General features: G+C 70.7%; 13 protein-coding genes. All 13 read right to left on the bottom strand.

The annotated features are described in order from the left end of the window. Nucleotides 1–22: 22 nt before the first annotated feature. Entirely contained in the window at nucleotides 23–307 is a 285-nt protein-coding gene (locus AB0K92_RS19105) for a YggT family protein (protein WP_007448661.1), read from the bottom strand. Between the two features lie 74 nt (nucleotides 308–381). Continuing rightward, nucleotides 382–1,023 carry a cell division protein SepF gene (gene sepF / locus AB0K92_RS19100; RefSeq protein WP_165997644.1) on the bottom strand — a complete coding sequence of 214 codons (642 nt, stop codon included), beginning with the start codon at nucleotides 1,021–1,023 and terminating at the stop codon, nucleotides 382–384. Between the two features lie 129 nt (nucleotides 1,024–1,152). Beyond that, on the bottom strand, nucleotides 1,153–1,872 hold the full coding sequence (locus tag AB0K92_RS19095) for a YggS family pyridoxal phosphate-dependent enzyme (RefSeq protein WP_365924305.1): 720 nt from the start codon (nucleotides 1,870–1,872) through the stop codon (nucleotides 1,153–1,155). Between the two features lie 6 nt (nucleotides 1,873–1,878). Next, the gene (gene pgeF, locus AB0K92_RS19090; RefSeq protein ID WP_365924303.1) at nucleotides 1,879–2,610 is read right to left on the bottom strand and encodes a peptidoglycan editing factor PgeF; all 732 of its coding nucleotides are present in this window, start codon (nucleotides 2,608–2,610) and stop codon (nucleotides 1,879–1,881) included. After that, complete coding sequence (ftsZ, locus tag AB0K92_RS19085; RefSeq protein WP_165997650.1) at nucleotides 2,607–3,812, bottom strand: cell division protein FtsZ; 1,206 nt, start codon at nucleotides 3,810–3,812, stop codon at nucleotides 2,607–2,609. Before ftsZ ends, pgeF begins: the two co-directional genes overlap by 4 nt. Nucleotides 3,813–4,100: 288 nt before the next feature. Further along, entirely contained in the window at nucleotides 4,101–4,895 is a 795-nt protein-coding gene (locus AB0K92_RS19080) for an FtsQ-type POTRA domain-containing protein (protein ID WP_365924301.1), read from the bottom strand. Between the two features lie 35 nt (nucleotides 4,896–4,930). Further along, nucleotides 4,931–6,028 (bottom strand): undecaprenyldiphospho-muramoylpentapeptide beta-N-acetylglucosaminyltransferase, encoded by a 1,098-nt coding sequence (gene murG / locus AB0K92_RS19075; protein WP_365924299.1) that lies wholly within the window; start codon nucleotides 6,026–6,028, stop codon nucleotides 4,931–4,933. A gap of 6 nt (nucleotides 6,029–6,034) precedes the next feature. After that, on the bottom strand, nucleotides 6,035–7,378 hold the full coding sequence (gene ftsW, locus AB0K92_RS19070) for a putative lipid II flippase FtsW (RefSeq protein ID WP_365924297.1): 1,344 nt from the start codon (nucleotides 7,376–7,378) through the stop codon (nucleotides 6,035–6,037). Between the two features lie 221 nt (nucleotides 7,379–7,599). Continuing rightward, nucleotides 7,600–9,024: a UDP-N-acetylmuramoyl-L-alanine--D-glutamate ligase gene (gene murD, locus AB0K92_RS19065; RefSeq protein ID WP_365924295.1), complete on the bottom strand. Its 1,425-nt coding sequence runs from the start codon at nucleotides 9,022–9,024 to the stop codon at nucleotides 7,600–7,602. Continuing rightward, nucleotides 9,006–10,076, bottom strand: a complete 1,071-nt coding sequence (gene mraY / locus AB0K92_RS19060) for a phospho-N-acetylmuramoyl-pentapeptide-transferase (RefSeq protein WP_166004785.1) — start codon at nucleotides 10,074–10,076, stop codon at nucleotides 9,006–9,008. Before mraY ends, murD begins: the two co-directional genes overlap by 19 nt. Next, on the bottom strand, nucleotides 10,076–11,482 hold the full coding sequence (murF, locus tag AB0K92_RS19055; protein WP_165997658.1) for a UDP-N-acetylmuramoyl-tripeptide--D-alanyl-D-alanine ligase: 1,407 nt from the start codon (nucleotides 11,480–11,482) through the stop codon (nucleotides 10,076–10,078). Before murF ends, mraY begins: the two co-directional genes overlap by 1 nt. A gap of 28 nt (nucleotides 11,483–11,510) precedes the next feature. Then, complete coding sequence (locus AB0K92_RS19050; RefSeq protein ID WP_365924293.1) at nucleotides 11,511–13,031, bottom strand: UDP-N-acetylmuramoyl-L-alanyl-D-glutamate--2,6-diaminopimelate ligase; 1,521 nt, start codon at nucleotides 13,029–13,031, stop codon at nucleotides 11,511–11,513. Between the two features lie 197 nt (nucleotides 13,032–13,228). After that, nucleotides 13,229–15,043, bottom strand: coding sequence for a penicillin-binding protein 2 (locus AB0K92_RS19045; RefSeq protein ID WP_365924425.1), 1,815 nt, complete (start codon nucleotides 15,041–15,043; stop codon nucleotides 13,229–13,231). Nucleotides 15,044–15,146 lie beyond the last annotated feature (103 nt).

The raw sequence follows: 15,146 nt of genomic DNA, 5'->3' as shown, positions 1-15,146 counted from the left end.
GCAAGACGGTAGGTCACATCGCTCACAGCCGGCTCACGATCGAGATCAGGATGTAGACGATGATCATCAGTACGAAGAAGGACAGGTCGAGCGCCACGCCCCCGAGACGCAGCGGCGGAATGAACCGCCGCAGAAGCTTGAGCGGTGGATCAGTGACAGTGTAGGTGGCCTCCAGAACGACCACCATCGCCTTGCCGGGTTGCCACGAGCGGGCGAACTGGAAGACGTAGTCCATGACCAACCGGAAGATGAGCACGATGAGGAAGCACATCAGCGCGATGTAGACGACATCCAGGACCACGCTCATGCCCGTGCTTCCCTCTCCCCTGTTTCCCGTGCTGTGTGGGTACTGCTTTGTACCGCTTTTTCCGGTCGTGCGTCTCAGCTCTGGTTGAAGAACCCGCCCTCTGCGATGCGGGCCTTGTCCTCCGCCGTGACATCGACGTTAGCAGGCGACAACAGGAACACCTTCTGCGTCACCCGCTCGATGCTGCCGTGAAGACCAAACACCAAACCGGCCGCAAAGTCGACAAGTCGCTTCGCGTCTGTGTCGTCCATCTCAGTCAGATTCATGATCACCGGGGTGCCTTCACGGAAGTGTTCCCCGATGGTACGGGCCTCGTTGTAGGTCCGCGGGTGAAGCGTGGTGATCCGGTAAGGCTCTCGTTCCGATACGACCTTGGGCATGATCACCGGTGCGTTCTTCTCCAGGCTTGCGCGTTCTTGTGTGATGGATGCCACGGGCGCGATGCGCGCGGGGCGACTCGATTCCGCGGGTAGCGAAGCGGAGTGCGCCACCGGCTCGCGGGGCGTGGGCGGATGCACCACTCGCACCGATTCTTCCCTCTGGGGCTGATGTGAACCATGCGACTGGTGGGACGGTTCATGCCGTCGGTGATCCCGCTCGGGCTCCGGGTCCAGTTCGGGCTCGAAGTCGTCGTCGGGATCGAATCCCCGGCCGTCGTACCCATCGTCCTCCACGAGGCCGAGGTAGACCGCCATCTTGCGCATCGCGCCGGCCATGCTCTGAGTCCTCCGCTCTGTGGTGGATCGGCTGACGACTGCCAAGTCCCTGCGATCCACGAGGTCGTTATGTCCGCCCTTCGACGGTAATGACCATATTTTCTGCTGTGGTCCGACTTCTTGGCGACGTTACCCGAGCCTGGGGCGGACTCCGAGTACCGCGGTGCCGACGCGTACATGTGTCGCTCCGGCGGCCACGGCCTGTTCGAGGTCCGCGCTCATCCCTGCCGAGACCATGTTCGCAGCCGGATGGGTGCGGCGCAGGTCGGTCGACAAATCCATCAACCGCTCGAACACCGCCTGTTGGCGACCGGCGTACTCCCCGGTCAGAGGTGCGACGGTCATCAGCCCGGCGAGCCGCAGCCCGGGCGAGTCCGCGACCAGGTCCGCCAACTCCCCGATCCCCTCGGGCGCCACGCCGCCCCGCTCGCCCCGGCCGCTCGCCCCCGCGTCGAAGGCGACCTGGATGAGGCAGCCGATCTCGCGCCCGGCCCGTACGGCCTCCTTGGACAGGGTCGTCACCAGCCGGGCGCGATCGACGGACTGCACCACATCCGCATAACCGACGACGGATCGGACCTTGTTGGTCTGCAACTGGCCGACGAAGTGCCAGGAAAGGGGCAGATCCGAACAGGCGGCGGCCTTGGGTGCCGCGTCCTGGTCACGGTTCTCGGCGACATGGCGCACACCGAGTTCCGACAGGATCCGCACATCGTCGGCGGGATAGGTCTTGGTGACCACGATCAGGGTCACCTCTTCACGCTTGCGGCCGGCCGCAGCGCAGGCCGCGGCGATGCGCTCCTCGACCCGCGCCAGGTTTCCGGCGAGTTCGTCCCTACGGTCCGTCATGCCCCATCAGTCCAGCCAGACATAGCCCGCCAGCCGACCGGTGGTGCGGTCGCGGCGGTACGAGAAGTGGTCGTGCGACTCGAGCGTGCACACCGGCGACTGCGCCCGGTCGCACACCCCCAGCCGTTCGAGCTGCGCGTGCACCCCCGCGGTCACGTCGACCGCCGGAGTGCCCCAGCTGGTGACGGCGTGGGCCGCCGGCTCGACGGCGGCCACCTCGGCGCGCATCGCCTCCGGCACCTCGTAGCACCGGCCGCAGACGGCCGGTCCGGTGCGGGCGACGATCCGGGAGGGCTCGGCGCCGAGTGCGGTCATGGCCCGGACGGCGGCGGGGACGACCCCCGCGACCATTCCCGGCCGGCCCGCGTGGGCGGCGGCCGCCACCCCGGCGACCGGGTCGGCCAGCAGCACGGGGGTGCAGTCGGCGGTGAGCACGGCGAGGGCGAGCCCCCGGCGGGCGGTGACCACCGCGTCCACCGAGGGGATCTCGGCGGCGGAGCCCCACGGCCCGTCGACCACCGCCACGTCGTTGCCGTGCACCTGGTTCATCCAGACCACCCGGGCCGGGTCGAGGCCCAGCGACTTCGCCGCCAGCTCCCGGTTGGCCGTCACGGCGGCCGGGTCGTCACCGACCGCGCCGCCGAGGTTGAGCTCCTCATACGGAGCGGCGCTCACCCCGCCCCACCGGTCGGTGAAGGCGAAGTGCGCGCCGCTCACGCTCTCGCGCTGTCCTATCACTTCAGGAAGTCCGGGACGTCCAGCTCCTCGGCCGCGCTGTCCGTGTAGGTCCGGGGTGCCGGGGTGACCGGCGGGGCGACCGGGATGTCGTTCACCGGCTCCGGCGCGGGCTCCGGCTCCTCCTTCGGCGTGACGCTGCCCAGCGAGCCGAAGGACGGGCGGCTCTCCGGCTGCCGCGCCGGCGGAGCGGGCTCCTCGCGGCGGGCCGGGGCCGAGGAGGCCGAACCGAGGACGTTGTCCCGGCGGGCCGGCGGCTGACCGCCGTCGAAGCCGGCCGCGATCACGGTGACCCGCACCTCGTCGCCGAGGGCGTCGTCGATGACCGCGCCGAAGATGATGTTCGCCTCGGGGTGGGCGGCCTCGCTGACCAGCTGGGCGGCCTCGTTGATCTCGAACAGGCCGAGGTCAGAGCCGCCGGAGATCGAGAGCAGCACGCCGCGGGCGCCGTCGATGGACGCCTCCAGCAGCGGGGAGGAGATCGCCATCTCGGCCGCGGCCACCGCGCGGTCGTCGCCGCGGGCCGAGCCGATGCCCATGAGGGCCGAACCGGCCTCGGACATGACCGACTTGACGTCGGCGAAGTCCAGGTTGATCAGGCCGGGGGTGGTGATGAGGTCGGTGATGCCCTGAACGCCGGAGAGCAGGACCTGGTCCGCCGACTTGAAGGCGTCGAGGACCGAGACCTGGCGGTCCGAGATGGACAGCAGGCGGTCGTTCGGGATGACGATGAGGGTGTCGACCTCTTCGCGCAGCTCGGCGATGCCGTCCTCGGCCTGGTTCGCGCGGCGCCGTCCCTCGAAGGTGAACGGGCGCGTGACCACGCCGATGGTGAGCGCGCCGAGGGAGCGTGCGATGTTGGCCACGACGGGCGCGCCGCCGGTGCCGGTGCCGCCGCCTTCACCGGCCGTCACGAAGACCATGTCGGCCCCCTTGAGGACCTCCTCGATCTCCTCGCGGTGGTCCTCGGCGGCCTTGCGGCCGACGGCCGGGTTGGCTCCGGCGCCGAGTCCGCGGGTGAGTTCGCGGCCGACGTCCAGCTTGACGTCGGCGTCGCTCATCAACAGAGCTTGCGCGTCGGTGTTGATGGCGATGAACTCGACGCCCTTGAGACCGACCTCGATCATCCGGTTGATGGCATTGACACCACCGCCGCCGACACCGATGACTTTGATGACTGCGAGGTAGTTCTGCGGTGCTGCCACGTCGAAGGCCTCTCGCCTCGAGTTACGTGTCGCCGTACCGGCGTGGGCACTGCGCCCGCGCGATCCGACGACTGATGCCGAATGGGACGGTCCGTATCGCCGACCCGAACCCTAACGTTGAAGTTTAGGGTTACCAGTGTGTCTGTTCCCTGGAGTCTTCTGAACAGGACACTAAGTCGACAAGTGGCGCACGTTCAACGAACACGCCGAACCTCCCGTTTTTCTTTTCACCCTATGTGATCAGCCATAGCGGTGCCCAACCAGGGTGCTGGCCTGCGCGGATGTGCGTCAACTCCCCGATGACGCGGGGGCGGTGGGGACGCTCACGTCGAAGTGCCGCGCGGACGGGGCCGCTTTCAGCAGAGCGGTGAGGGTACGGGCCTTCGCGGCCCCCTTCTCGCCGCTTCCCCAGGCCACGGTGCGCCCGTCCTTCAACTTCAGCGAGATGTCGTCGTAGGAACGCACCTTGACCGCGCGGGTGCGGTGCGCGACCGCCTCCGGCAGCGCCCCGGCCACCCGGACCGCCTCCCGGACCAGCCGTCCCTCCCCGAAGCGGCGCAGGCTGGCCGCGGCGGAACGGGACCGCGACGGCCTCAATTCGAGAAGGGGAACGCCTTTCGGGGCGTGAGAAACCGTGGCGAAACGGACGCCTTCCTTGTCCACTTCCACGAACTTCCCGCCCTTTTTCACCAGCAGAACCGGAGTGCGCTCGGTTACTTCCAGCCCGATTCCCCGCGGCCAGGAACGGACCACATCAACGGCGGCAATTCGGGGCAATTTCCTGCGCAGCCGGTTCTCCATGGCCCCCGTGTCGACGGAGGCCAGCGGAGCCCCGAGGGGCGCGTCGGCCGCCTCGCGCACCTGCGCCGGGGTGAGCACCCGGGTACCGGAGACGGAGACCTCCTCCAGCCGCAGCCACTGCGAGCCGTACAGCACCCAGCCGCCGCCCGCGCCGAGCAGCGCCAGGGCGACGGCCAGGGCGACGAGGGTGCGGAACGCGGGCGGCCGCGGCCGCCGGGCGGGAGGCGGGCCGGACGACTCCTGCTGGCGCGCACCGCGCTCGGCGGTGGTGGGTCCGGCCACGCTCCCTGCCTTCCGCTCACATCGACATACGGTTCCTAGTGGCGTGCACGGTGGGCGGCGATCGCCTCGTACACCATGCCGACCAGCAGCTGGTCGGCGTCCCGGCGGCCGAACTCGGCGGCGGCACGGGACATCTCGTACAGCCGGTGCGGGTCGGCGAGCACGGGCAGGACGTTCTGCTGCACCCACTCGGGGGTGAGTTCCGCGTCGTCGACCAGCAGGCCGCCGCCGGCCTTGACCACCGGCTGGGCGTTCAGCCGCTGCTCGCCGTTGCCGATGGGCAGCGGGACGTAGGCGGCCGGGAGTCCGACGGCGGAGAGTTCGGCGACGGTCATCGCACCCGCGCGGCAGAGCATCATGTCGGCCGCGGCGTACGCGAGGTCCATCCGGTCCAGGTAACTTACCGGGATGTAGGGGGGCATCCCCGGCATCTGGTGCACCTGCGGCAGTTCGTTCTTCGGGCCGACCGCGTGCAGGATCTGGATCCCGGCCTGCTGCAGCCACGGCGCGACCTGCTGCACGACCTCGTTCAGACGGCGCGCGCCCTGCGAGCCGCCGGAGACGAGCAGGGTCGGCAGGTTCGGGTCGAGCCCGAACATCGCGCGCGCCTCGGGGCGGGCGGCGGCCCGGTCCAGGGTGGCGATGGAGTGCCGCAGCGGGATGCCGATGTAGCGGGCGTTGCGCAGCTTGCTGTCCGGGGTGGCGACGGCGACCTGCGCGGCGTACCGCGAGCCGATCTTGTTGGCGAGGCCGGGGCGGGCGTTGGCCTCGTGGATGACGATCGGCACGCCGAGCCGCTTGGCGGCCAGATAGCCGGGCAGCGCCACATAGCCGCCGAAGCCGACCACGACGTCCGCCTTGGTGCGCTCCAGGATCTGCTCGGCCGCCTTGATGGTGCCGCGCAGCCGGCCCGGGACGGTGATCAGCTCGGGGGTGGGCTTGCGGGGCAGCGGTACGGCCGGGATCAGCGCCAGCTCGTAGCCCCGCTCGGGGACCAGCCTGGTCTCCAGACCGCGCTCCGTGCCCAGGGCCGTGATGCCCACGGTCGGGTCCTGCCTGCGCAGGGCGTCCGCGAGGGCGAGCGCGGGCTCGATGTGGCCCGCGGTGCCCCCGCCGGCGAGTACGACATGCACCGAAATTCACCGCTCTCCGGACGAGCGCACCGCCGAGGTGCGCCGTCGCATCGTGTTCCATCTCCGGGGCCCCGCAGAACCCCCAGCCCCCCGCTTTCTACCAAAGCGGGGTTGCCGCATCGCAAGCGCCGCCCGCGCAGCGGGCTCGTCGCGCGCGAAGGCGATCAGCAGCCCGATGGCGAACATGGTCGGCAGCAGGGCGGATCCTCCGTAGGAGAACAGCGGGAGGGGGACTCCGGCGATCGGCAGCAGGCCGAGCACCGCACCCATGTTGATCACGGCCTGGGCCGTGATCCAGGTGGTCACGCCTCCCGCGGCATACCTGACGAAGGGGTCCTCCGTGCGTCCGGCCACGCGGATACCCGCATAGCCTAGAGCGGCGAAGAGGGCGAGCACCGACAGCGTCCCCGCGAGGCCCAGTTCCTCACCGGTGACGGCGAAGATGAAGTCGGTGTGCGCTTCGGGGAGTTGACCCCATTTTTCCACACTCGCGCCGAGGCCGGAACCGAAGAGTCCACCGGACGCGAGGGCGTAGATCCCGTGCACGGCCTGCCAGCAGGAGCCGTCGGGGCCCATCTCGGTGGCGCCGATGCAGGCGAAGCGGTCCAGCCGGTTGGAGTTGGTCTGGATCAGCAGCGCGCCGATCGCCCCGGCGACCCCCAGCACCCCGACGAACAGCCGGGTGGGCGCCCCCGCCAGCCACAGCAGCCCGAACAGGATCGCCGTGACGATGATCGCGGTGCCCATGTCGCCGCCGAGCATGATCAGCCCGAGCAGCATGAACGCCACCGGGACGAGCGGCACCAGCATGTGCTTCCACTGCGCCAGCAGCTTCTTGTCCTGCTTGCGGGCGAGCAGGTCGGCGCCCCACAGCACCAGGGCGAGCTTGCCGAACTCGCTGGGCTGGATCTGGAAGGAGCCGCCGAGCGCGATCCAGTTCTGGTTGCCGTTGACCGCCATCCCTATCCCGGGCACCTGCACCAGGGCCATCATGAAGACGGCGCCGGCGAGGATCGGGTAGGCGAGCGCGCGGTGCAGCCTCACCGGCATCCGGGAGGCCGCGTACAGCAGTCCGGCGCCGATCACGGCGGCCAGCAGCTGCTTGCGGAAGAAGTAGGAGCCCGGCAGCGACATCTGCAACGCGGTGATCTGGGAGGCCGAGTAGACCATCACCAGGCCCAGGACGGTGATCAGCAGGCTGCCGCCGAGGATCAGGTAGTAGGCGGTCAGCGGGCGGTCCCAGGCCCTGCGGGCGCGTGTGTAGTACCGCGTGACCGGGTTCTCGCGGGGGGCGGCGAGGGGCCGCGCCGCGCGCGGCACCGGGGGACGGCCCGTACGGCTACCGGGCATGGCAGGCCCCCGTCCTCCGGCCGCGGCGGTACGCCCCGGCGGGGGTCGCGCCGGTCCCGCGTGTCCTTCGGGCCGCGCGCGGGAGGCCGGAGGCCGGCGGGCGGGCGGGCCGTCGCCGTGCCGCGCCGCCGGCGGGCCCGCACCGGGCTGTCTGGAGCCACATCCGAGTCACTCGTCCCTCCCAAGGGTCCCGAAGCACCCGCCGTGGTCGAGACCCGCCGTCAGGCGCCCGCTCCGAGTTCGCGGACCGCCGCCGCGAACGCGTCACCGCGCTGGTTGTAGTTGACGAACATGTCCATGGAGGCGCAGGCCGGGGCCAGCAGCACCGTGTCGCCGGGTCCGGCGAGGCGCCGGGCCTCCTGGACAGCCGCGAGCATCGCCCCAGTGTCGGTCCGGTCGAGGTCGACGACGGGTACTTCCGGGGCGTGTCGCGCGAGCGCTTCGCGGATCAGCGCGCGGTCGGCGCCGATCAGAACGACGCCGCGCAGCCGCTTCGCCGCGCTCGCGACCAGTTCGTCGAAGGTGGCGCCCTTGGCGAGGCCGCCCGCGATCCACACGATCGACTCGTAGGCGGCCAACGAGGCCTGCGCGGCGTGCGTGTTGGTCGCCTTGGAGTCGTCGACGTACGCGACGCCGTCCACGTCGGCGACGTGCGCGATGCGGTGGGCGTCCGGGCGGAAGGCCCGCAGCCCGTCGCGTACGGCCTGTGGGGGCACCCCGAAGGCGCGGGCGAGGGCCGCCGCGGCAAGGGCGTTGGCGATGTTGTGCGGGGCCGGCGGGTCGACGTCGGCGACCTCGGCGAGCTCCTGGGCGTTCTTGTGCCGGTTCTCGACGAAGGCGCGGTCGACGAGGATGCCCTCCACGACGCCGAGTTGGGACGGCGCGGGGGTGCCGAGGGTGAAGCCGATGGCGCGGCAGCCCTCCTCGACGTCGGCCTCGCGCACCAGGTCCTCGGTGGCCTTGTCGGCCACGTTGTAGACGCAGGCGACCCGATTGCCCTCGTAGATGCGGCCCTTGTCCTTGGCGTACGCCTCCATGGAGCCGTGCCAGTCGAGGTGGTCGGGGGCGAGGTTGAGGACGGCGGCGGAGTGGGCGCGCAGGGACGGCGCCCAGTGCAGCTGGTAGCTGGACAGCTCCACGGCGAGGACGTCGTACTCCTCGTCGCCGAGCACCGCGTCGAGCAGCGAGACGCCGATGTTGCCGACGGCGGCGGTGCGCAGCCCGGCGGCCTTCAGGATGGAGGCCAGCATCTGCACGGTGGTGGTCTTGCCGTTGGTGCCGGTCACGCACAGCCAGGGCGCCGAGTCGGGGCGGCGCAGCCGCCAGGCCAGCTCCACGTCGCCCCAGATGGGGACCCCCGCCTCGCGGGCCGCCGTGAACAGCGGCTTGTCCGGCTTCCAGCCGGGCGCGGTGACGATCAGCTCGGTGCCCTCGGGCAGGGTCGCGCCGTCGCCGAGGCGGACGGTGACGCCCAGGTCCCGCAGCTCGTCGGCCTGTGCCCGGGCCCGCTCGTCGTCGCCGTCGTTGACGACCGTGACGATCGCGCCGAGCCCGTGCAGCACCTTGGCCGCCGGGACGCCGGAGACGCCGAGCCCGGCGACGGTGACGCGCTTTCCCTGCCAGTCGGTCACTTCTCTGCTGCCCATCCCGCGTAGAAGAGGCCGAGTCCGACGATCACGCAGATGCCCTGGATGATCCAGAAGCGGACCACCACGAGCACTTCGGACCAGCCCTTGAGTTCGAAGTGGTGCTGGAGCGGGGCCATCCGGAAGACCCGCTTGCCGGTCAGCCGGAAGGAGCCGACCTGGATGACCACCGACATGGTGATGAGGACGAACAGGCCGCCGAGGATGGCGAGCAGCAGCTCGGTGCGGGAGCAGATCGCGAGACCCGCGAGCACACCGCCGAGCGCCAGCGAACCGGTGTCGCCCATGAAGATCTTGGCCGGCGAGGTGTTCCACCACAGGAAGCCGAGGCAGGCGCCCATCAGCGCGGAGGCGACCACCGCGAGGTCGAGCGGGTCGCGCACCTCGTAGCACGCGCCGGGGTTGGTGAGGGTCTGCGCGTTGGCGCAGGACTCCTGGAACTGCCAGACGCCGATGAAGGTGTAGGCGCCGAAGACGAGGACCGAGGCGCCGGTGGCCAGGCCGTCCAGACCGTCCGTCAGGTTCACGCCGTTGGACATGGCGAGGATCATGAACAGCGCCCAGACCACGAACAGCACCGGGCCGATGGTCCAGCCGAAGTCGGTGATGAACGACAGCTTGGTGGAGGCCGGGGTGTTGCCGCGGTTGTCGGCGAACTGGAGCGAGAGCACCGCGAAGGCGATGCCGACGATCAGCTGGCCGGCCATCTTCGCCTTGGCGCGCAGGCCCAGCGAACGCCGCTTGACGATCTTGATGTAGTCGTCGAGGAAGCCGACCAGGCCCATGCCGACCATCAGGCCGAGCACCAGCACGCCGGAGTAGCGCGGCGGCTCGCCGCTGATCACCTTGGAGAGGAAGTACGCGGCGACCGTCGCCAGGATGAAGGCGATGCCGCCCATGGTCGGCGTACCGCGCTTGCTGGCGTGCTCGCGCGGGCCGTCGTCCCGGATGTACTGGCCGTATCCCTTGCGCGCCAGCAGCTTGATCAGCAGCGGGGTGCCGATCAGGGTGAGGAAGAGACCAATGACGCCTGCGAACAGGACCTGATTCATCATCGGGCGGCAACCTCACCCTCGGCACCGGTCTCGAGCAGCGCCTCGGCCACCTTCTCGAGCCCGACCGAACGGGACGCCTTCACGAGCACGACGTCCCCCGGGCGCAACTCGCTGCGCAACAGGTCGACCGCCGCCTGTGCGTCGGACACGTGCACCGACTCCTCACCCCACGAACCCTCGTTATATGCGCCCAGTTGCAGCCAGGCGGCTTCCCTGCCCCCGACCGCGACGAGCTTGCTGACGTTGAGCCGGACGGCGAGCCGTCCGACCGCGTCGTGCTCGGCGAGCGATTCGTCCCCGAGCTCGGCCATCTTGCCGAGCACCGCCCAGGTCCGCCGCCCCTTGCCCATGGCCACCAGCGCGCGCAGAGCGGCCTTCATGGACTCGGGGTTCGCGTTGTAGGCGTCGTTGACGACCGTCACGCCGTCCGGGCGCTCGGTGACCTCCATCCGCCAGCGGGAGAGGGAGCCCGCCTCGGAGAGCGCGGTGGCGATCTCTTCCGCGGACATGCCCAGCTCATGGGCGACGGCGGCCGCGGCGAGCGCGTTCGACACGTGGTGCTCACCGTACAGGCGCATGGTCACGTCGCTGCACCCGGAGGGTGTGTGAAGGGTGAAGGAGGGCTGCCCGGTGTCCGTCAACCGCACGTTCTCGGCGCGTACGTCCGCTTCGTCGGCCTCGCCGAAGAGGAGCACCTTCGCCTTGGTACGGGAGGCCATGGCCCGTACGTACGGATCGTCGGCGTTCAGGACCGCGGTGCCGTCCTCGGGGAGGGACTCGACCAGCTCGCCCTTGGCCTGCGCGATCTGCTCGCGGCCGCCGAACTCGCCGATGTGGGCGGAGCCGACGTTCAGCACCAGCCCGATCTTCGGCGGCGTCAGCTCGGTGAGGTAGCGGATGTGGCCGATCCCGCGGGCGCCCATCTCCAGGACCAGGAACCGGGTCTCCTCGGTGGCGCTGAGCGCGGTCAGCGGCAGCCCGATCTCGTTGTTGAGCGAGCCGGGCGTGAACACCGTCGGCGCCTTGCGCCGCAGGACCTGGGCGAGGAGGTCCTTGGTGCTGGTCTTGCCCGCCGAGCCGGTGAGCCCGATCAGGGTCGTGCCGAGCTTCGTCACGACGTGGCGGGCGAGCGCGCCGAGCGCGGCCTGGACGTCGTCCACGACGATCGCGGGCACGCCGACGGGGCGCGAGCCAAGCACGGCGGCCGCGCCCGCCGCCACGACCTGTGGCGCGAAGTCGTGGCCGTCCACGCGTTCGCCGACGAAGGCGACGAAGAGGCTGCCGGGTCCCGCCTCGCGGGAGTCCCGGACGACCGGCCCGGTCACCAGGACCGACGGATCCGGTATGTCGTACGTCTGCCCGCCGACGACTTCTGCGATCTCGGCGAGAGAGAGGGCGATCACAAGTTCATCCCCTGGATCTTTCGGGATTTCATCCCTGGGTCTTCTGGATGGCTTCGCGAAGCACCTGGCGGTCGTCGAAGGGACGGACCACTCCGGCGATGTCCTGGCCCTGCTCGTGGCCCTTGCCCGCGACCAGCACGGTGTCGCCGGGCCGGGCCCGCTCGACGGCGGCGGCGATCGCGGCGGCGCGGTCCTCGAACAGCACGACCTCGCCGCGCTCGTGCACCGGCACGGACGCCGCGCCCTGCAGCATGGTCGCGAGGATCGCGAGGGGGTCCTCGGAGCGGGGGTTGTCCGAGGTCAGTACGGCGGTGTCGGCGAGCCGTGCCACGGCGGCGCCCATCGGGGCCCGCTTGGTGGTGTCCCGGTCGCCGCCGCAGCCCAGGACGACGTGCAGCCGGCCCTTGGTGACCTTGCGCAGCGCCTTCAGCACCGATTCCACGGCGTCGGTCTTGTGGGCGTAGTCGACGACCGCGAGGTAGGGCTGGCCGGCGTCCACCCGCTCCAGGCGGCCGGGGACGCCCGGTACGGCCGCGACGCCGTCGGCGGCGGTCTGCGGGTCGAGGCCGGCGGCGGCGAGGGCGACCAGCGCGGCGAGGGTGTTCGCCACGTTGAACGGGCCGGGCAGCGGGGACTTGGCGGCGATCCGCTCGCCGTTCGGGCCGAGCACGGTGAACGTGGAGTCGAGCTGACCGATCGTCACGTCCTCGGCGCGCCAGTCGGCGTCGGGGTGGCCCTCGGCGGAGTAGGTGACGACGGGGACGGTGGCCTCGCGGGCGAGGCGGCGGCCGTACTCGTCGTCGACGTTGACCACGCCGAGCCTGCTGCGTCGCGGTGTGAACAGCTGTGCCTTGGCCTGGAAGTAGTCCTCCATGCCGGAGTGGAACTCCATGTGTTCCGGGCTGAGGTTGGTGAAGACGGCGACGTCGAAGACGCAGCCGTCGACCCGGCCGAGGACCAGGGCGTGGCTGGAGACCTCCATGGCGACCGCCTCGACGCCGCGTTCGCGCATGACGGCGAACAGGGCCTGCAGGTCGGTGGCTTCGGGGGTGGTGCGCTCGGACTTGATGCGCTCGTCGCCGATGCGCATCTCGACCGTGCCGACCAGTCCGGTGGACTTCACCGTCTTCAGGCCGCCCTCGACGAGGTAGGCCGTGGTGGTCTTGCCGGAGGTGCCGGTGATGCCGATCTGGAGCAGGTCCTGTCCGGGCCGGCCGTAGATCGTGGCGGCCAGCTCGCCCATGCGGGCGCGCGGGTCGTCGACGACGAGCACCGGCAGACCGGTCGCGGCGGCGCGCTCGGCGCCGGCCGGGTCGGTCAGCACGGCCGCGGCGCCGAGACCGGCGGCCTGGGTGACGAAGTCGGCGCCGTGGGCGCGGGCGCCGGGCAGGGCGGCGTACAGGTCGCCGGGGCGGACGGCGCGCGAGTCATGGGTGATGCCCGTGACCCCGGCCGTGTGCTCCGGCGCGGCGACACCCAGCTGGCCGGCGAGTTCCGTGAGGGGGGTGGCGGACACCCGCTCCGGCCGGGGCGGTCCCGGGTAGGTCACGGGATGGCCCTTCTGGGTGGTTTGGGACTGATCAGCGTGTGGCACGGCGGTGAGCGTACCGGGCGTACCCGCTTCGGAGCGAAGCGAGGGGCGGGGGGCGCCGTGGTTCCCGGAATCCGGGGTGATGGTTGTCACGGGTGGTTCCTGGTTGCTCGGTGTTGCTCGGTGCTGGTCAGGACTGATCAGGACGTGACTGATCAGGGTTTGTACGTCACCGGCAGCTTCGCCGGCGGGGCGCCGGTGGGCGGGACCTGGAGGCTCTTCAGCGCGAACCGCATCACCTGCTTGTAGACGGGTCCGCAGATCTGGCCGCCGAAGTAGCTGCCCTGGGTGGCGTTCTGGATGGCGCAGTAGACGGTGATCCGGGGCTGGTCCGCGGGGGCGAAGCCGGCGAACGACGAGGTGTAGCCGCGGTACTTGCCGGTGGCCGGATCCACTCGGTTGGCGGTGCCGGTCTTGCCCGCGACCCGGTAGCCCGCGATGCGGGCCTTGGTGCCGGTGCCCTCCTCGTCGTCGACCACCGACTCCAGCATCCGGGCCAGCGTCTTCGCGGTCTTCTCACTGACCACCCGCGTCCTCTCGGGCTTCGGGGCCGGGTCGAAGCGTCCGTCGGGGCCCTTGGTGCCGCGGATCAGGGTGGGTTCGATCCGGACGCCGCCGTTGGCGATCGTCGTGTAGACGGACGCCGCCTGCATCGCGTTGATGGACACGCCCTGGCCGAAAGGAATCGTGTACTGCTGCGAGGTCGACCACTCCTGCGGCGGGGCGAGGATGCCCGGGGTCTCGCCGGGGAAGCGCAGTCCGGTGGGCTCGCCGATGCCGAACTTGCGCAGGTAGGAGTAGAGGACCTTGTTGGCCTCCGCCTGTGTTCTGCCCAGCTGGCCGGTGGCGAGGATGGTGCCGATGTTGCTGGACTTGGCGAGCACGCCGTTCAGCGTCAGGTACCAGGTCGGGTGGTCGATGTCGTCCTGGAAGAGCCGGTCGCCGCGGTGCAGCCGGTTGGGCACCACGACCCGCGTGGTGGGGGTGGCGACCTTCTCCTCCAGTACGGCGGCCATGGACATGACCTTGGCGGTGGAGCCGGGCTCGTAGGCGTCCTGGAGGGCCGCGTTGCCCATGTTCGCCGAGGTGGCGCGGGACAGGTCGTTGGGGTCGAAGCCGGGCGAGTTGGCCATGGCCAGGATCTCGCCGGTCCGGGTGTCCTGGACGATCACATAGCCGCGGTCGGCGCGGGACTTCTCGACCTGCCGCGCGATGGCGTTCTGCGCCGCCCACTGGATGTCGCGGTCGATGGTCAGCTCGACGTCCGAGCCGGGCACGGCGGGCGTCTCCTCGGCACCCACGGTGGGCACCTGGCGGCCGCCGGACTGGGCGTAGCGGATCTCGCCGTCCTTGCCGGCCAGCTGCTTCTCCAGCTGCTGCTCGATGCCGCCGCCGCCCTTGCCCTCGGCGTTGACCCAGCCCAGTATCCCGGCGGCCAGTTCGCCGTTCGGGTAGACCCGCTTGCTGCTGGGGGTGGCCAGGACGCCCGCGAGGACGTTCACCGTGGAATCGTCCGACTGCTGCTTCTTGGCGAGCGCGGACTTCAGGTCCTTGATCTGCTTCCAGACCTGCGGGGTCTGCCGGTCGGCGAGCTTGACGTAGCGGAGGTTCTCGTCCTCGGGCCGCAGCTTCCCGACGATGTCCTCCTGGTCCTGGCCGAGGATCGGCGCGAGGAGGGCGGCGGCCTGCTCGGGGCCGTCGTCGATCTTCAGCTGCTCGCGGGTGAACAGCGTCGGGTCGGCGGTGATGTCGTAGGCGTCGACGCTGGTGGCGAGGGCGATGCCCGCGCGGTCGGTGATCTCGCCGCGCTCGGCGGCCAGCACCTGGCCCACGTACCGGTTCTGCTCCGCCTTCGCCGCGTACGCGCTCGCGTCGACGGCCTGCACCTGGAGCAGGCGGACGACGAAGACGAGCAGGACGAGGGTGAGCGCGACGCCGACCAGGCGCAGCCGCGGGCGGGGGCTGCCCAGCCGGAGGGGGCGCGAACAGGGTGGCGGGGGACAGCGCCTTTCTTTCCCCTTCCGGCGACCTCGATCACGCCTATTGACGCGGACTCTAACAAGCTGGGAGATT

The sequence above is a fragment of the Streptomyces sp. NPDC052687 genome, assembly GCF_040678395.1.
Lineage (GTDB): Bacteria > Actinomycetota > Actinomycetes > Streptomycetales > Streptomycetaceae > Streptomyces.
The sequence above is the reverse complement of the archived record's forward strand: the minus strand, read 5'-3'. Positions and strand labels throughout refer to the sequence as shown.